The following is a 16,820-nucleotide window of genomic DNA, read 5'->3' as shown; positions in this document are numbered from 1 at the left end:
TGCTTTGGAGAATTGCCCTTGAACCTTCACACCACCCTGATCCGCTGTGCCGGTGGCACGGTCGACCTCCCTGCGCGGCCCATGAACCACCGCGGCGATGGCGGGCATGTGCTGGTCCACCCGCCGCGTCCCGTCTGGGAACGCAGCGAGCTGACGCCCGAAGAGCTGGCGCATTGGTCGTGCCTGGTGGCCGCAACGGGCCGGGCCATGCTCGACACCTTGCCGCAGCTTGCCGGTGGCTGCCTGAACTACTGGGAGGCGGGCAACAACGCGCTGAACCCACTGGCCCATCCCCAGGGGCCGAAAACCCCCGCGCTGCACCGCAAGATGCACCTGCATGTGTTTGGACGAAGCCCCCGGGCCACGCACCCGGACTGGCTGTGGGGCGAACCACCCCGGTTCCCGAATTTTGCGCAGTCTGAGGCTTGGACCCAGCAGTTCACGCGGCTGGAGGACGATGAAGGCGCCGCGCTGGGTGCGCGCATTCAGGTGTTGCTGGATACGCGGTATGCACTGAGTCTGGTGGGCTGACGACACCCGCCTGCAAAAGAATTGCTATAAAAATAGTAGCTTTAAGTGCTTGTTAATAAAGCGCTAGGCCGTATTTTTATGCAAACCCTTTTGTCACGGGTACTACGCCACCGCAGGCCGCCGGTTCACCAGCACGATGCCCGCCGCCACCAACACCAGTGCCGCCACCAGCCCCGACGTTACCGGTTCGCCCAGCCACAGCGCGCCAAACAGCAGCGCAAACACGGGTGTGAGAAACACAAACACCGAGATCTTGGTGGCAGGGTAGTGCGCCAGCATCCACATCCAGGCGAGGTAGCTCACAAACGCACCCACCAGGGCCTGCACCAGCGGCGAACCCCAGGCAAAGCCGCTGAACTGCCAGACCCAGGCCTCACCCAGGCCCAGCGACAGCACCGGTAGTACCGCCGTGCTCACCGCCACTTGATAGAAAAGCTGCTTGGCCGGGGCCACGCGTGCCAGCGGTGTGGTGCGGATGACCACCGTGGTCAGCGCCCACGTGTTGGCGCTGTGGGTGACCCGCAGTTCCAGTGTGGCGCGGGCAAAGCTCCGCTGCCGCGCCGCCACCACAATGGCGCGGACCGCGTTCAGCGAGGGGCACGCTGGGTGGCATGCTGGCGATTTTCAAACGCGTGGGACGTCGCGAAATCGTCTGGCGTGAAACGGTCGTTTGGCAAGTCGTTTGTCAGAGGCTGCATGCTGCGCCTTTAGGTTCCGTTGTCGGCAATCCCCGGAATCTGATTCTGAGGCGGTGAACCCGGCCAACGGGCTATATAGGCCGGGTGCACAGGGGTCAGGGGCAGGCCCAGACCCCGTTGCGGCGGTTGAAAAGCTCGCCGTAAAAAAGAGCATTGCCATTGTTGGCTAGTGCCCATGAGGCGGCAGTCTCACGTGCAATGACAGCCTGCCGCTGCCATGCTGCGCCGTCGCGCGCAAACAGGGCGATGTGCCACCCCGGTGCTGTGCTTCCGGTGCCCGGGCTTGCGCACGTGAGGTCTGCGGCCGTGATGTGGTATTCCGCCGGTAGCGCGTTGGGCGCGTTCCGGGCTTCCACCGCCATGGTGTTGCCGTCGTGGGAGAGCGTCATGGCGCTGTACCGCGATGCGGCAATGTCCAGGAAATTCACGATGCCCACAGGCAGCCGCGCTTGTTCGGTCCATCCATCGACCCCGTTCTGCGCGTAGATATGCACGTGCGGTGGCGTGAAGTTCACGCCGCGGGTGATGGCGCCGCTGTTCAGTGCCAGCGTACTGCCGTCGCCCGACAGGGCGAGGGCTGTGCCCACGATGCTGTCGCCTGGCGCGAAATGGTTTTGCGCGGCCCACGTGGTGCCCGTGCGCACATAGGTGAAAACGGCGTTGGAGTCGTTGGTTGCCGCCCCAAAGCGCCCCGTGACCGCCAGCAGGTTGCCGTTGGCCGACAGTGCCAGCCGGTCGGGGACTATCTGGCAGGGCTGGGGGCAGGCAGCGGGCGTCTGGGTCGAGGCAATCGTGGTTGGCTGGCTCCAGGTGCCGCTGCTGCGCTGGTAAATCTGTACCTTGGACTCTTCGCTGGCGGCCAGCGTGTTGCCGTCCGCTGAAAGCGCGATCCAGTACGCACTGGTGGGGATTTCCGCCTGCTGCTGCCATGGCTGGCCAGCGGCCGTGCGCGCGAACACCAACAAGGTGCTCGTCGAGCCGTTGTAGCTGCGAAGGACCAGGGTCAGGCCGTCTTGGGATATGGGGTCGAAATTGCTTGATGAGGATTTGAGGGGGGCACGTCCCGAGGAGAATTCGTAGCTGATGCGGCTGGGAAGGTCCAGCGCCTTTGCTGCGGTGAAGGCTCCACATCCATCGCTGTTACAAGCCCGCAGGCGGAAGGTTGCGTTGATGAAATCAGGGATTCGGGCGAGATTCAGGTGGCCAAACTGTCGTTGCGTCGTGGAGTAGAAACTGAGGCCTTGCGCCGCGCCCATCTGTACTTCCGTCTGAGGCCCTGGGCCATCCATGTCGGCAAAGAGCTCATAGCGCGTGGCGCCCGGTGTGGCGCTCCACGCAAAACTCAGGGCCCCGCTGTTCTCAAAGTTCTCGGGGGCGGGCAGCGTGCTGGTGACGGGGGGCTGGCCAGGCTCTGCGGAGCCTGAGCCGCCGCCGCAGCCTGCCAAGGCCAGTGCGGCACAGCCCAGGGCCAGCGTGGCTCGCAAGGTCGGCAAGGCCCGGGGGGCCCACTGGTGAACGGCTTCGGGTGCAAAGGTCAGTGTGACGTGACGCATGGATACCTTTTTGAAGAAAGCGTGAAATGGTGCCCGGGTACCGGTGGCGGTACTTCGCAGCGGTGATTCAGACCGTCCCAGTGTGTTCTTCCCACACACCTGGACCAGGAATCTTCGACAGCGAGTGTCATGAAAATGATAGCTGCCATCACTACGCAGGTAGCCCTATGGCACTATTTGATACAAATGCTCAACCCGCCCGTCGGTTCACCAGCACAATCCCCGCCGCCACCAGCACCAGTGCCGCCACCAGCCCCGGCGTGACCGGTTCGCCCAGCCACAGCGCGCCAAACAGCAGCGCAAACACGGGTGTGAGGAACACAAACACCGAAATCTTGGTCGCCGGGTAGTGCGCCAGCATCCACATCCAGGCCAGGTAGCTCACAAATGCGCCCACCAGGGCCTGCACCAGCAGCGAGCCCCAGGCAAACGCGCTGAACTGCCAGACCCAGGACTCGCCCAGATCCAGCGACAGCACCGCCGTGCTCACGCCCATCTAGTACACAACTGCTTGGCAGGGGCCACGCTCGCCAGAGGCGTCGTGCGGATGACCACTCTGGTCAGCGCCCACACGAGGGCGATGTGGCTGGATGTGCAGCTCCAGCGCGGCGTGGGTCAAGCTCTGGTGCCATAGCGTCGCAACAAAGGCCCGGACCGCGTCCAGCAGGGGCGGGTGCTACAACATGCGGGTGAGGTTCACACGCATGCGACGCCGTCAAAATCGTCCGGCGAGAAATGATTGCTAGACAAGCCGCCCGTCAGCGGTTACACACCTCGCCTCCTGACGCCGCTGTTTGCGATCTCGGGGCGTTGACTATCAGTCGGATCAAGCTACCGGAGCTGTGATGGTTCGTGCAATGCGTTAGTTTCAGGCATGTCTGCACGCGTGCCCGTTTGGGGTGGCTGCGGGGTGACGTTCAACCGCAAGATTCCCACAGCCACCGTGTCAATTACTCGCCTTTGCTAGGTCAGTTACAGGCCCATGTGCCATTGCTTCGTGTGAACAGCGTGTTTCCATAGATCAACGCACTCCCGTCGTTGGCAAAGGCCCACGGGGTCAGCGGCTGAGCAGCGCTCACGGCCTGCCCTTGAAGAGTCCATGTGTCACTGCTGCGTGAATAAAGTGCAATGCGCTGCGTCTCGCCAGAGTAGGTCGCCGGGGCGCCGCATGCCGCCTGTCCGGGCACTTTGGCGGTATTCACGGCGAGGGTATTGCCGTCGCTTGAGAACACCATGGAGCCGTACGCCCTTCCGCCAGAGAGCGGAGGCGTGTAGGTGTAGAGCGTGGCTGGAATCCGACTTTGCTGGGACCAAGCACCGTTGCCATCGTGCGCGAAGACGATGACTACAGGAGTGGTGGCTGTCTGCAACAGATCACGGTCGGTCACGGCCAAGGTGCTGCCGTCGGCCGACAGGGCCATGCTCGCGATGAAGGTGCCTTCGGTATTCAACGAGGTCTGGGGTGCCCAGGAGGTTCCAGTGCGGGTGTATGTGAAAACGGCGCTGGAGGATGTGGTGCCCGAGGAGATGACAGCAGAAACAGTCAGCAGGTTGCCGTCCGCTGAAAGCGCCATGTGATCGGCGATCTCAGCTTGGCAGGGTTGGGCGCAAGTTGACGGTGCGGTGCTGGTGTCTAGCCGGGCCTGCTCGTTCCATGTGCTGCCGTTGCGCCGGTACATATACACCGCGTCTGTCACGACGCGGGTGCCTGTGCTGGTCGAGATTTGTTTCATGGATCGCACTGCCAAGGTATTCCCGTCGGCCGACAGCACGGCCCCACCGACGTAGTAGGCACCCGATTGCAGTGACGCTTGCTGCAGCCACGGCTGATTTTTGCCGCTGCGTGCGAAAACGAGCATTGTGGTATTCGAGCCATAGCTTGCTGCGGTGAGCACTAGAGTGAGAGCATCCTTGGACAGCATGCCCGTGGAGAGATATGCACTTGCATATTGGACGAGGGGAACAGAGCCCGAAGGAAATTCGTGGCTTATGCCCTTCGTGATGTCGAATGCCTTGGTGTCCGAGAAGCTCCCGCAACCGGCCGCATTGCATGCTCGCAGGCGGTAGCTGGCGTTGAGGGCTTCAGGAAAATTGACATAGGCGCCGAACGAACCGGTGACTCGACTGCCGTCGGAAGCGAGTGAGTAGCTGAACCTTTGGGGATCACGCTGTGTTTCCGCAAGAGGGCCCGAGCCGTCCGGGTCTACGAAAAGCTCGTAACGTGTCGCAGTCGCAGTAGGTGTCCAGGAGAAATCAAGGGACGAACCGACGGTGAAGTTTTCGGGTGCTGCAGGCGCGGAGGGAGTTGGTGCGGGAGGTGTTGATTCAGAGTCAGAACCCCCTCCGCAGCCCGTGAGGACCAGCGCCGCGACTCCCAAGACCAGCGCGTGGCGCCAGCCTTGTTGTGATTCAATTGGAGAGCGTTGAAGGGAGGGGCGGAAGAAAACGTTGTCAGTCATGCATGCTCTTTCTTAAGGTCATAAAAAGAACGCGGGATTTGTGGCCGCATGCCGCGTACTCTAGCGAGATAGAGAGAAATCACCACCAGCGCAATGTCTTGTTACTTTCCGCCTTTGCGTTGCTCTATCTCAGAGACTTGATAGCGCTCTACCACGCCTTGGTGCTGGCTACTATGGAAAATGCAGCTGACAACGTTTTGATCATTGACTAGGACTCAATTGCTCTATGCGTCAATGTTGCACCCCTATGCCTGACGCAGGCCGCCGGTTCACCAGCACAATGCCCGCCGCCACCAGCACCAGTGCCGCCACCAGCCCGGGCGTCACGGGCTCACCCAGCCACAGCGCGCCAAATAGCAGCGCAAACACCGGCGTGAGGAACACAAACACCGAGATCTTGGTGGCAGGGTAGTGCGCCAGCATCCACATCCAGGCGAGGTAGCTCACAAACGCACCCACCAGCGCCTGCACCAGTAGCGAACCCCAGGCAAAGCCGCTGAACTGCCATACCCAGGCCTCACCCAGGCCCAGCGATAGCACTGGCAATACCGCCGTGCTCACCGCCACTTGATAGAAAAGCTGCTTGGCAGGCGCCACGCGTGCCAGGGGCGTGGTGCGGATAACTACCGTGGTCAGCGCCCACATCAGGCCTGCGGCTAGTCCTAGCAAATCTCCCAGCCAGCCTTTGGGCAGCGCCGTGCTGGCATGGCCCAGCAGCCCGTCGCCCAGCGCCAGCCCCACGCCCACAAACGCAGCCGCCAGGCCCAGCCACTGCCAGCCTTGCAGGCGCTCACCGGGGATGAAACGCGGCAGCAGCAATGCCACCCAGAAGGGCGACGCATACAAAAACACCGTGAGCCGCGAGGCGGTGGTGTACTGCAGGCCCAGATAGATGCACGCGAACTCGCCTGCAAACAGCGCCCCCGCCAACAGCCCGGCACGCGTGGCCCCGGCGGGCTCGCCCGCGCCGGAAAGGCCTACACCACGCCACAAGCACCAGGCCGCTACCGCGACCGTGGCCAGCGCAAAGCGCACAAAGGCCTGGAACACGGGCGCCACCTCGGCCACTGTGGCCTTGACCAGCACCTGCTGGAAGCCCCAGAACATGCAGCACGCGAGCAGCAGGGAGATGGCGAGGGCGTCGATATGGGTTTTGCGGGCAGACAGGGACATCGGTCGATTATGAAAGGCAAGCCTTGCGCTTCAGATCGCCTGTGTGCCGTGACCTTCTGGCCCTGCGCAGCGCCGCGGCGACGACAGGCAACGCTAAGCGTGGGTAGTTGGTCCTACAGCGGTTGCGCGTTTGGCGGACGCTGCCAGGCGGGTGATCTGGTTAGTGTGTGGCTTTCGGGTACGCACCAACTCTGCACCCCCCTGCGGCGAAAGCCCTTGCCTTTGCCCTTCAAAGATCCAACATGAACGTATCCCACACAGATCCGGACCGCGCCACGCCAAGGAGCGAAGGGCAAAGGCATGGACGGCGCAAGGACCGGCTGCTGTCCGGCGCTGCACTGCTGGTTTTGGTCGTCCTGCTGCTGGGGTTTATGGGGCTGTGGCCAGCGATGCAGCAGCCATCGCAGACCACAGGAGCGCTGTTCTTGGGCGCCGACTTGGCGAACCCTGTAGACACATCACCCGCGAAGGTCGCGTCGCCAGCGCCGCAGCCAACCCAGGTACCGCGCAGGGCGCAGTTCGGTAAGGAGCCCGCCTCGGCCGAAGCCCGCCAGATCGCGGCGTGGGCCTTGCACTCGGGTGACAACCAGAACCGCGCGGTCGTGGTGGTCGACAAAATGCACGCAAAGGTCTATGTGTTTGACCGCGACGGTGCGCTCCAGGGCGCGGCCCCGGCGCTGATGGGGTCGGCCATCGGCGACCACACCGTTCCCGGCGTGGGGGACAAGCCCGTCGGCCAGGTACTGCCCGAAGAGCGCACCACCCCCGCAGGCCGGTTCGTTGCCGAAACCGGTTTGAACGCCAATGGCGAAGACGTGGTTTGGGTGGACTACGACGCGGCGGTCTCCATGCACCGAGTGCGGGCCAACGTCAAAGCCGAGCGTCGGTTGGAGCGGCTGGCCTCCAGCACCGCCGCAGACAACCGTATCTCCTTCGGTTGCATCAACCTTCCAGTCTCTTTCTACGAAAAAGTGCTGAGCCCCCTGGTGCGTGGCACGGGCGCTGTGGTGTACGTGCTGCCCGAGACACAACCGGCCGCCGCACTTTTTGGCGCCTATGACCTGCCTGCGCAGTGATGCCCATTGACCCACGGTGTGTGCGGGCTTGTTGAACAGGGTGTTTTCGGACTGCGATGGCAAGACCCACACCGTGCAGGCCCGTCCCTGTCCGACACGCGCTCCGGTCTCCAGCTGACGTGGCGCAAGCCGCAAACAACTAGCCTGGGTACAGCTGGCGATGTTGCTGGCGATTTCCAAATTCACCACACACCAAGGAGTCTCCACATGACTGCATCGAACACACTCAAGACATTGCTCGCGGGCCTGGCTACCGTCGCCGTTGTTGGCACCGCTATGGCGCAGGGCACACCACCCACCACCGCAAGCCCCAACGCTGCCACGGGCGCCGGCCAGCAAAGCTCGCAAGGCACGCCGATGGGCACCACGGGCGTTGGCGGTGGGGGCGCCGCGACGGCGACCACGCAAGCCGCTCCAGCACCTGCCGCTGCAGCCCCCGTAACCACAGACAGGACCATGTCGGGCTCCGGCGGCGCGACAACCCGCCCCATGCGCGCTGACCGCAACTAAGCCGGGGAACCCTGGCAATAGCAAGAATGCCGGGTACGCCCGGCTTTTTTTGTGGGTGAGGGCGCGCGAACAGTGCAAACACGCCGTGAACAAGCGCTTACGTGGCCCCACGGTACACTTTGCGCCTTCTGAAACGGTTCCCGCGCTCCTTTCCACACCCCATTCATGGCCCTTACGACGGCGGCGCAGTCCCGCACCAGCTTTGACCTCAAGAGCGCCTCGCTGCCCGTGGTGGCCGTGGTGCTCAAGACCACCGACGCCGCGCAGTTCGCCGCCGACCTGGCCGAGCGCGTGGCTGACGCCCCGGGCTTTTTTGACAACGACCCCGTGCTGATCGACCTGGCCGCCGTGCGCGAGGCCGAGGCGCCCATCGACTTTGCCGCCATCGTGGCCGAGCTGCGCAGCCGCAGCACCCTGCCCGTGGCCGTGCGCGGCGGCAACCCCGCCCAGATGGACGCTGCGCGCGCCGCAGGGCTGGCGGTAGCGCCCGATGCACCGCCTGCCCGTGCGGAGGCCCCCGCCCCCGAGGTGCGCGAGGTCATCCGCGAAGTCGTGCGCGAGGTGGAGGTCGTTCGCGAAGTGCCCATGCCCGGCCCCGGCACCGTGGTGGTGGACAAGCCCCTGCGCTCCGGCCAGCAGGTGTATGCGCGCGGCGCCGACCTGGTGGTGATGGCCGTGGTGAGTTTTGGCGCCGAAGTCATTGCCGACGGCAACATCCACGTCTATGCCCCGCTGCGCGGCCGTGCGATTGCTGGCGCGCGGGGCAACACCGAAGCACGTATTTTTTCGACCTGCCTGGAGCCGCAGCTGGTCTCCATCGCGGGCATCTACCGCACCACCGAGACCGAGTTGCCCGCCGATGTGCGTGGCAAGCCCGCCCAGGTGCGGCTCGACGGCGAGAAGCTCATCATCGAGCCGCTGGCCTGAGTTCCCATTTCATTCGTACCAACCCCACAGAGAATCAGCAACACATGGCCAAAATCGTCGTCGTGACCTCCGGCAAGGGTGGCGTGGGCAAGACCACCACCAGTGCCAGCTTTGCCACCGGCCTCGCCCTGCGCGGCCACAAGACTGCCGTGATCGACTTTGACGTCGGCCTGCGCAACCTCGACCTCATCATGGGCTGCGAACGCCGCGTGGTGTATGACCTGATCAACGTGATCCACGGCGAGGCCAACCTGAACCAGGCGCTCATCAAGGACAAGCAGTGCGACAACCTGTTCGTGCTGGCCGCCAGCCAGACGCGCGACAAGGATGCGCTCACGCAAGACGGCGTGGAAAAGGTGCTCAAGGACCTGGCCGAGATGGGCTTTGAGTACATCGTCTGCGATTCGCCTGCCGGCATCGAAAGCGGCGCGCTCATGGCCATGCACTTTGCCGATGAGGCGCTGCTGGTGACCAACCCCGAAGTCTCCTCGGTGCGCGACTCCGACCGCATCCTGGGCATGCTGGGCAGCAAGACCAAGCGTGCGATTGAAGGCGGCGAGCCCATCAAGGAGCACCTGCTCATCACGCGCTACAACCCCAGCCGCGTGCAGGACGGCCAGATGCTGAGCCTGGAAGACATCCAGGACATCCTGCGCATCAAGCTGATCGGCGTGATCCCCGAGTCGGAAGTGGTGCTGCAGTCGTCCAACCAGGGCACGCCCGCCATCCATGCCCAGGGCACTGATGTGTCCGAGGCCTACAAGGATGTGATCGACCGCTTCCTGGGTGCCACCGACAAGCCGCTGCGTTTCATCGATGCGGAAAAGCCAGGCTTCTTCAAACGCCTGTTCGGGAGCAAATAAGCCATGGCTTCTTTCCTGTCCTTCCTGCTCGGCGAGAAGAAGAAAACCGCCAGCGTCGCCAAAGAGCGCCTGCAGATCATCCTGGCGCACGAGCGCAACGGCCGCAACGCCGCCGAGCCCGACTACCTGCCTGCACTGCAGCGCGAGCTGGTGGCCGTGATCTCCAAGTACGTCAAGATCAACCCCGAAGACCTCAAGGTGCACCTGGAGCGCCAGGACAACCTGGAAGTTCTGGAAGTCAAGATCGAGTTGCCCGACACGGTGCGTTGAAGGCTCGGGTTCGAGCCAAATTGGGCTCTGGCGCTTATCTGGTAAGCGCCAGTAGCTATCAAAATTGATGAATCCAGTGGGGCCTGGCTAGCGCGCGTGTTTTGCCCACTTGCCCGCCAGCGCCTGGGCGATGCTCAGCCCGCGCTGCCCGGCCACCAGCGTGGCGGTCTCTCCGGCGGCGATGGTGCCAGGCTGATCCACCGCAAGGTAGTAGCCGCAGCATCCGGCCAGGGCCATGGTGCGGCCCGCCTGCGCAAAACCCATGACGGCGTTGAACTTGAAGCACGGCTCGCGCGGTGCGCTCACCCGCAGCACGCAGTGGGGGAAATGCCATTCGTCGCCCACAAACACATCCGCTTCCAGCGGCCCGTCGATCGTGAGGTTCTCGCCCATGAAACCCGGCGGCAGCGTTTCATCGAACAGGCTCACGCCCCGTTCGCGGCGTTGGGCCTGCCAGAACGCGTAGTGGGCGGCGGGGTAGGCGTATACGGCCTTGCCCAGGCCGCCATGCACGCTCGGGTCGGCCTGCTCGTCGCCTGCCAGCCCTAGCGGGCCCACAGCCACGGGGCCGGTGACGGGGGCCTTGCCGATGGCAGTGAGCACCGAGCGCTCGCCCACCTTCAGGCGCCGGGCCAGGCCGATGTTCACGTGGCGCACGACCACGGTGGGGGTCGTCACAGCGGGTGCTCGGTGTAGAACTTGCCACCGTGGTACAGCAGGGGCGAGATGCCTTCTCGGTGTTCGCAGCGCTCGACCTCGCCCACAAAGATGGTGTGGTCGCCCTCTTTGTACTGGCTGCGGTTGAAGCACTCGAACGTGGCGGCTGCCCCGGCCAGCAGCGGGGCGCCGCTGATGCCGGGCCGATGTTCCAGGCCTGCCCAGCGGTCGATGCCGCGCGTGGCAAAACGCTCGGCCAGTGCCTTCTGGTCTGCGGCCAGCACGTGGATGGCGTAGTGCGAGCCATCGGCAAAGGTGGGCAAGGTGCTGGCGCCGTGCGACAGGCTCCACAGCACCAGCGGGGGTGCCAGCGACACCGAATTGAAGGAGCTGGCCGTGAGCCCCACCAGGTCGCCCGCAGCCGTGCGGGCCGTGACGATGGTCACGCCCGTGGCAAACATGCCCAGCGCATCGCGAAACTCGCGCGTGGAGAAGCTCGGTGGCAGGGCGAGGGTGGGGCGGGGGAGCGAAGGGTTCACAAAAGCGGTGCCAGCGGTGGCAGCATGGGGGAGCAACTATTATCAGGCGCCACCCACCACCGCGCTGTTGCGGGGTTTACTGGTTTTCCACCGCATGGCCGTGCTACCTACCTTCACCACCCTGGGCTCCGGCCCCACCGTGCTCCTGCTGCACGACGCCGATGGCGACCACCTCACCTTTGCCCCCCAGGTGGAAACGCTGGCCACGGTCGGTTACCGCGCCGTGGCCTGGAACATGCCGGGCTATGGCCGCAGCGCGCCCGTGGAGCCGTACACCTTCAAGGCGCTGGCGCAGAGCTGCCTGGCCTTGATCGATGCCCTGCAGGGAGGCCCCGTGACCCTGGTGGGGCATGGCATGGGCGCCATGGTGGCGCTGGAGGCCGCCGTGCGCAGCCCGTCGCAGGTGCGCCGCCTGCTGCTCTGTGCAGGTGGGCCAGCGCTGGATGCGCAGGCCATGGATGACTGGGTGGCGCCCCGCTTGGGTGCCCTGAAGGCGCTGGACGCCGGTGGCAGCATGGAGCAGCTGGCGCAGACGCTGGTGCCCCAGTTCATCGGCACCGGTGCGTTGCCCGAAGGCGTGCGGCTGGCCAGCCACGCGCTGGGCCAGGTGTATCCAGGGGCCTACCGGCGCGCGCTGGAGGCCTTGTCCACGTTTGATCGCGGAGCCTCTGCCTTGGCGCAGCTGGCCATACCCGCGCTGCTGGTGGGGGGCGAGCTCGACCGCTGCACACCGCCGGCTGCCCTGGAGGCCCTGGCCCAGGTGATGCCCGATGCGCAGACGGTGTTGTTGCCCCACATCGGGCACTGGCCGCAACTGGAGGACCCGGAGGGTTTCGATGCCGCGCTGCTGGACTTTCTGGCGCAGCGGCGGGTGCTGCACTGAGTTCGCCCCACCCGGCGCAGCCGATTTTTCGGCCCTTCAAACGTTTCTTTTTCCCTGCCATACCCTGGCGCCACCGGGCGGGTTCGCGCGGGTCTGATTGCTCCTCTTGTTTTATGTGGTTTGCCCTGAAAAAAATACTGTCTGCGGTGCTGCTGCCCCCGGTGTCCAGCATCCTGCTGGCGCTGGTGGGGCTGTGGATCGCGCGCTACCACCGCCGCACGGGCATCACGGTGGTGGTGCTGTCATTGCTGTCGGTGTTAGTGCTGTCCTGGCCGCCGGTGTCGGACGCGCTGGTGCGCAGCCTGGAGCGCTATCCGGCGGTCGTCCCCAAGGACTTGCCTTCGTCAAAGGTGCAGGCCATCGTCGTGCTGGGCGGCGGCGCCGACACGGTGGCGCCTGAATACGGCGTGGACGTGCTCAGCCGGGGCGCGCGTGAGCGGGTGCGCTACGCCGTGTACCTGCAGCAGCAGACCGGGCTTCCCATCCTGGCCACGGGGGGCTCCACTGGCGGCACGCGGGCCGAAGCGCTGGTGATGAAAGATGTGGTGGAGCGTGAGTTCAGGGGCCGGGTGCGGTGGACCGAGGTGGAATCCCTTGACACCCGCAGCAACGCGGAAAGATCTGCCGTGTTGCTCAAGGCCGCTGGCATCGAGCGCATTGCGCTCGTCACCCACGGCTGGCACATGGTGCGCGCGGCCAAGACCTTCGAGCGCGCCGGTCTGCAGGTGCTGCCCGCGCCCATGGGCTTCAAGGGCGGGCAGGCGCGCAAGCTGTACCGGGTGTTGCCGCGCGCCTCCGCGCTGGCCGACAGCAGCCTGGCGCTGCACGAATGGCTGGGCATCCTGGCCCAGCACGGGTCGCTGGATCGCTAAGCCGTCAATCTGCGGCCGGTGTCAGCAGAAAACGGCTGGCTGCCTCCATCGCCTGCGCATCGGCCTGCACCGCTCCGGGCGGCCCGCCTTTGCCCCACAGGGCGCCGCCCCAGGTCATCGACAGGAACTGTGCGCACAGCGCCACCGAGTCGATCATCGGCTGGGCCTTGGTGCGGTCGCCGCTGGTGGTGACAAGCGCCAGCGTCTTGGAGGCCATCGGCTCCTTGAAGGCCAGGCCGGGGACGCGCATCCACGCGCTCCAGTGGTCCAGGTAGGTCTTGAGCGGCGAGGGAATGCTGTACCAGTAAACCGGCGCCACAAAGACGATGTGCGTGGCTGCAAGCGTGGCGTCGAGCAAGGTCTTCATGTCGCCTTCGGGCGGTGCATAGGTACCCGAGGTGTGGCGCTGGTCCACGAAGGGCGGCAGGTTCATGCGGGCCAGGTGGTGCCAGGTTTGCGCAGTACCGGCAGGGAGTGCGGCGGCGGCTTGGCGCGCCAGCCATTCGGTATTGCCGGTGTGGCCTGGTTCGCGGGTGGAGGTGGTGAGGAAGAGGTAGTGCGGTGCGGTGGGCGTGGTCATGGTGCCATCGTAGCGCCGCCCCCCAGACCCGCGCCGGGTGCCAGGGTTGCGATGCAGAGCTCCACCAGCGCCTGCTCGAATTCGGGGCTGTCCAGCAGGGGCGACTGTTCCAGCAATGCCGCCCGCACCGCGCCCATGAAGGCGCGGGTGAGCACAAACAGCTGGGTTGCCGAGGGTGCGGGCATCTGCTGCTCTTGCGCCACACGCTGCAGGTGCAGTGCCAGCCGCTCGCTGGCGCCGCGCACCGAGATCAGCACGGACGCGCGGTAGTCGAGCTTCCACGACAGGCGGGCAAGTGCGCGCCCTTCCTGGGGGCCGCCGCCAAAGGCCAGCAGGTAGTGGCGCACATACCCGCGCACCTGCTGCTCGGGCGTCCAGCCTTCGGTGCGGGCCTGGGCGAGCAGGGCGTCCAGCTCCAGCATCACCCGGTCGCAATGCTGGTCGAGCATGGCCAGGAGGATGGCTTCCTTGCTGGGAAAGTACTGGTAGAGCGAGCCCACGGAAACACCCGCAACCTCGGCGATGCGGTTGGTGGTGAGCGCGTCCTCGCCCTGGGTGGCCACGATGCGTGCGACGGCTTCGAAGATGGCATCGACCGTGAACTGCGAGCGTTCCTGGCGGGGCGAACGGCGGGGGGCGGAGGAGGCAGGGGACATGGAAAACCTGAGCGCAATGCGAGTAGGCGGAGACGGCGCTGCTGCCTATTCTGCCGCCAGTCCCTTGCAACATCCGGAGAAAACCTTCATGCACGAAACCAGCCAACTTGCCCTGGGAGCCGCCGCCGTCGGCCTGGCTGGCACCTGGGCATGGCGCCAGCGCCTTGCGCTGCGGGCCGTGCACCGCGCCAGTGCCATCGCGCTGGCATCGTTCCTGGCGGCCCACTTGCTGGGCCACCTGGCGGGGCTGGCCGGAGCGGCAGCGCACCAGTCGGTGCTGGAAGCCCTGCGCCTGATCTATCGCCAGCCGCTGGTCGAAGGCGTGCTGCTTGGCTGTCTGCTGTTCCAGATGGGCAGCGGCCTTACCTTGCTGTGGCGCGGGCGGGGCCGGCGCCGTGGGGGCGTGGCGTGGATGCAGGCCATCTCGGGGGGCTACCTGGCGCTGTTCCTGTTGATCCATGTGACGGCCGTCTTGGCGGGCCGGTTTCAGGGCGTGGACACGAACCTGCAGTTCGCAGCGGCGGGCATGCACACACCGCCCTGGCAGTGGTTCTTTGGCCCGTACTACTTTTTTGCCGTGTTCTCGCTGGGCACGCACGTGGGTTGCGCTTTGTACTGGAACCTGCCAGAGCCTCTGCGGGCGCGAGCGTTGGTGGGGGCCATGCTGGCGGGCTGGATGCTGGCCGTTGGTTTGGTGGTGCTGCTGGCGGGCGGATTCCATGAGCTGGAGATTCCGGCCCGTTACCTGGCCCCCCTGGCCGGGCCCGCAGGTCGGGGTTGAAGGGGGCCAGAGCATCCGCGCTGCGTGCAGTCTTTGCGGTTTATGCGCCGGCCTGGCTTCGCAGCCAAGCCCTCACGCCCGCAACGACCTCCGGTGCGCGTTGCTTGCGCGGAGCCACCAGGTAGTAGCCGGCGCCCGTGTGTGCTTCTTCCTCAAACACCTTGGCCAGCCGACCGGTGGACAGGTCCTGCGCCACAAAATCTTTCTGCACCAGCGCGAGCCCCTGGCCGGTCAGGGCCGCGTCGATCGCGAGTGTCGTCTGGTTGAACCAGATGGCCTGCGGTGCGGGAACTGAAGCCCCGGGAGCGGGCGGCGTGTGCTGCGCAAGGTAGTCGGCCCATGGAGACTGGGAGTCGTGCAGCAGCACGTAGCGGCCGATGTCACCCGCGGTGCCGGGTGGCCCCGAGCGGCGCAGCAACAGCGGGCTGCCTACCGCCACCAGGCACTCTTCGAACAGGAGATCGGCCGTGAGCCCCGGGCCGAATGGAGGGCGGCCGTACCGCACCGCCAGGTCCACCGCCTCGGTCTGAAAGTGCGACAGGTGCTCGGTCGCCAGGATCCGCAGATCAACCCCAGGGTGAAGGCGCGTGTAGTCCGCCAGCCGTGGGATGAGCCACTTGGTGGCGAAGGTCGGAGTGACGCTGACCGTCACATGCAGGGGCTCGGGCCGCAGGCCCTGCGTGGCATCGGCGAGCATCTCGAACGCACGCCGCACGCTGGTGGCATAGCGCTGGCCGTTGTGGGTCAACACCAGGGTGCGCGGGTGCCGCTCGAACAGCTTGAGGCCCAGCGCCGCCTCCAGCGCACGAATCTGCTGCGCCACGGCGCCCTGGGTTACGCCCAGCTCCAGCCCGGCCAGCCGAAAGTTGAGATGGCGGCTGGCGGCCTCGAATGCTCGCAGCGCATTGAGAGAGGGCGTGGGGCCCAACGGGGAGGTCATGGGTGTAGATTTTCTACTGAATCGAAGCACGGCGGCTGCTCCGTCCGGTCGTCCAACACAAGAATGATGCGGAACAATTGCCAGGTGCCAGTGTGCGGCATTCAAGGACGATCATGGCAGTAGAAAAAGTAGTGCTCATCACCGCGGGCGGCACCGGCGTTGCCGCTGCCACCGCACGTCGGTTGGCAGAGGATGGTTTTCAGGTCGGCATTCTTTCGTCGTCGGGCAAAGGCGAGGCCTTGGCCCAGGAGCTCGGAGGCGTTGGCGTCACGGGGTCCAGCCAGTGCCTGGCGGATCTGGGCCGCCTGGTGGATCTGGCGCAAGCCCGCTGGGGCCGGGTCGATGTGCTCATCAACAGCACCGGCCATGAACCGCGCGCGCCTTTGTTGTCTCTGGCGGATGAGCGGTGGCTGCAGGGGACGGACACCTATCTGCAGAGCGTGATCCGGCCCACGCGGCTGGTGGCCCCCTTGATGCAAGCGCAGCGTGGTGGCGTGATCGTGAATCTGTCGTCAGCCTGGGCGGTGGACCCGAGCGCGCTGTTTCCGACATCGGCGCTTGTTCGCGCCGGGCTGGCTTCATTCACACGGATCTTTATCGACAGCTATTCGCGGCACAACATCCGCATGAACAACGTGCTGCCGGGCTGGATCGACACCTTGCCCGTGTGGGAAGAGCGCCGCACCGCCGTGCCCCTGCAGCGGTATGGGCAGGCCGCCGAAGTGGCCGCGACCATCGCGTTCCTGGCCTCGGAAGGGGCGGGCTATATCAACGGGCAGAACCTGCGGGTGGACGGCGGACTCGCGCTGGCCACCTGAGTGCCCGCGCAACGAGCGGGTTGGTGTGTGATGG

At 65.4% G+C, this 16,820-nt stretch carries 18 protein-coding genes and 2 pseudogenes; 10 read left to right on the top strand and 10 right to left on the bottom strand.

All coding sequences use genetic code 11. From position 1 onward, the window contains the following. Positions 1 to 18: 18 nt before the first annotated feature. Positions 19 to 531: a hypothetical protein gene (locus AC2YJX_RS09285; protein WP_487255865.1), complete on the top strand. Its 513-nt coding sequence runs from the start codon at positions 19 to 21 to the stop codon at positions 529 to 531. A 102-nt stretch (positions 532 to 633) separates the two neighbouring features. Here the strand turns inward: AC2YJX_RS09285 and AC2YJX_RS09280 are convergent. The 5 genes and pseudogenes from AC2YJX_RS09280 to AC2YJX_RS09260 all read right to left on the bottom strand — a co-directional run. Beyond that, positions 634 to 1,029 (bottom strand): annotated as a pseudogene (locus AC2YJX_RS09280) (EamA family transporter); the annotation flags it as partial. A 295-nt stretch (positions 1,030 to 1,324) separates the two neighbouring features. Then, positions 1,325 to 2,782, bottom strand: coding sequence for a hypothetical protein (locus tag AC2YJX_RS09275; RefSeq protein ID WP_487255864.1), 1,458 nt, complete (start codon positions 2,780 to 2,782; stop codon positions 1,325 to 1,327). A 190-nt stretch (positions 2,783 to 2,972) separates the two neighbouring features. Further along, positions 2,973 to 3,358 (bottom strand): annotated as a pseudogene (locus AC2YJX_RS09270) (EamA family transporter); the annotation flags it as partial. A 392-nt stretch (positions 3,359 to 3,750) separates the two neighbouring features. Then, positions 3,751 to 5,241: a hypothetical protein gene (locus AC2YJX_RS09265; RefSeq protein WP_487255863.1), complete on the bottom strand. Its 1,491-nt coding sequence runs from the start codon at positions 5,239 to 5,241 to the stop codon at positions 3,751 to 3,753. Positions 5,242 to 5,472: 231 nt separating this feature from the next. Beyond that, entirely contained in the window at positions 5,473 to 6,414 is a 942-nt protein-coding gene (locus AC2YJX_RS09260; RefSeq protein WP_487255862.1) for a DMT family transporter, read from the bottom strand. 242 nt (positions 6,415 to 6,656) lie between these two features. Here AC2YJX_RS09260 and AC2YJX_RS09255 point away from each other — a divergent pair, with 242 nt between their 5' ends. From AC2YJX_RS09255 to minE, 5 genes are all read left to right on the top strand, one after another. Then, positions 6,657 to 7,490, top strand: a complete 834-nt coding sequence (locus AC2YJX_RS09255; RefSeq protein ID WP_487255861.1) for a hypothetical protein — start codon at positions 6,657 to 6,659, stop codon at positions 7,488 to 7,490. A 207-nt stretch (positions 7,491 to 7,697) separates the two neighbouring features. Beyond that, positions 7,698 to 8,000: a hypothetical protein gene (locus tag AC2YJX_RS09250; protein WP_055397269.1), complete on the top strand. Its 303-nt coding sequence runs from the start codon at positions 7,698 to 7,700 to the stop codon at positions 7,998 to 8,000. Between the two features lie 165 nt (positions 8,001 to 8,165). Further along, positions 8,166 to 8,927, top strand: a complete 762-nt coding sequence (minC, locus tag AC2YJX_RS09245) for a septum site-determining protein MinC (RefSeq protein ID WP_431151466.1) — start codon at positions 8,166 to 8,168, stop codon at positions 8,925 to 8,927. Positions 8,928 to 8,971: 44 nt separating this feature from the next. Further along, positions 8,972 to 9,790: a septum site-determining protein MinD gene (minD, locus tag AC2YJX_RS09240; RefSeq protein ID WP_055397265.1), complete on the top strand. Its 819-nt coding sequence runs from the start codon at positions 8,972 to 8,974 to the stop codon at positions 9,788 to 9,790. A gap of 3 nt (positions 9,791 to 9,793) precedes the next feature. Beyond that, positions 9,794 to 10,060: a cell division topological specificity factor MinE gene (gene minE / locus AC2YJX_RS09235; RefSeq protein ID WP_010465263.1), complete on the top strand. Its 267-nt coding sequence runs from the start codon at positions 9,794 to 9,796 to the stop codon at positions 10,058 to 10,060. Positions 10,061 to 10,147: 87 nt separating this feature from the next. On the opposite strand, the gene AC2YJX_RS09230 is transcribed toward minE, so the two are convergent. Beyond that, positions 10,148 to 10,738, bottom strand: a complete 591-nt coding sequence (locus AC2YJX_RS09230; protein WP_431151467.1) for an MOSC domain-containing protein — start codon at positions 10,736 to 10,738, stop codon at positions 10,148 to 10,150. Further along, on the bottom strand, positions 10,735 to 11,256 hold the full coding sequence (locus AC2YJX_RS09225) for a flavin reductase family protein (protein WP_055397294.1): 522 nt from the start codon (positions 11,254 to 11,256) through the stop codon (positions 10,735 to 10,737). Before AC2YJX_RS09225 ends, AC2YJX_RS09230 begins: the two co-directional genes overlap by 4 nt. A 94-nt stretch (positions 11,257 to 11,350) precedes the next feature. On the opposite strand from AC2YJX_RS09225, the gene AC2YJX_RS09220 reads away from it, so the two are divergent. Continuing rightward, positions 11,351 to 12,139: an alpha/beta fold hydrolase gene (locus AC2YJX_RS09220; RefSeq protein ID WP_431151468.1), complete on the top strand. Its 789-nt coding sequence runs from the start codon at positions 11,351 to 11,353 to the stop codon at positions 12,137 to 12,139. Positions 12,140 to 12,252: 113 nt separating this feature from the next. Then, positions 12,253 to 13,011: a YdcF family protein gene (locus tag AC2YJX_RS09215; RefSeq protein ID WP_176887804.1), complete on the top strand. Its 759-nt coding sequence runs from the start codon at positions 12,253 to 12,255 to the stop codon at positions 13,009 to 13,011. A gap of 4 nt (positions 13,012 to 13,015) precedes the next feature. On the opposite strand, the gene AC2YJX_RS09210 is transcribed toward AC2YJX_RS09215, so the two are convergent. Both AC2YJX_RS09210 and AC2YJX_RS09205 read right to left on the bottom strand, forming a co-directional pair. Beyond that, positions 13,016 to 13,591, bottom strand: coding sequence for a flavodoxin family protein (locus tag AC2YJX_RS09210; protein WP_121421841.1), 576 nt, complete (start codon positions 13,589 to 13,591; stop codon positions 13,016 to 13,018). After that, entirely contained in the window at positions 13,588 to 14,247 is a 660-nt protein-coding gene (locus tag AC2YJX_RS09205; RefSeq protein WP_487255860.1) for a TetR/AcrR family transcriptional regulator, read from the bottom strand. Before AC2YJX_RS09205 ends, AC2YJX_RS09210 begins: the two co-directional genes overlap by 4 nt. Positions 14,248 to 14,335: 88 nt before the next feature. Between AC2YJX_RS09205 and AC2YJX_RS09200 the strand changes: the two genes are divergently transcribed. Then, entirely contained in the window at positions 14,336 to 15,028 is a 693-nt protein-coding gene (locus AC2YJX_RS09200) for a hypothetical protein (RefSeq protein WP_487255859.1), read from the top strand. A gap of 40 nt (positions 15,029 to 15,068) precedes the next feature. On the opposite strand, the gene AC2YJX_RS09195 is transcribed toward AC2YJX_RS09200, so the two are convergent. Continuing rightward, on the bottom strand, positions 15,069 to 15,968 hold the full coding sequence (locus tag AC2YJX_RS09195; protein WP_487255858.1) for a LysR substrate-binding domain-containing protein: 900 nt from the start codon (positions 15,966 to 15,968) through the stop codon (positions 15,069 to 15,071). 113 nt (positions 15,969 to 16,081) lie between these two features. On the opposite strand from AC2YJX_RS09195, the gene AC2YJX_RS09190 reads away from it, so the two are divergent. After that, on the top strand, positions 16,082 to 16,786 hold the full coding sequence (locus AC2YJX_RS09190) for an SDR family oxidoreductase (RefSeq protein WP_487255857.1): 705 nt from the start codon (positions 16,082 to 16,084) through the stop codon (positions 16,784 to 16,786). Positions 16,787 to 16,820 lie beyond the last annotated feature (34 nt).

The sequence above is a fragment of the Acidovorax sp. SRI_002 genome, from assembly GCF_057586455.1.
Note: the sequence above shows the minus strand (reverse complement) of the source record. Positions and strands in the feature narration are given on the sequence as shown.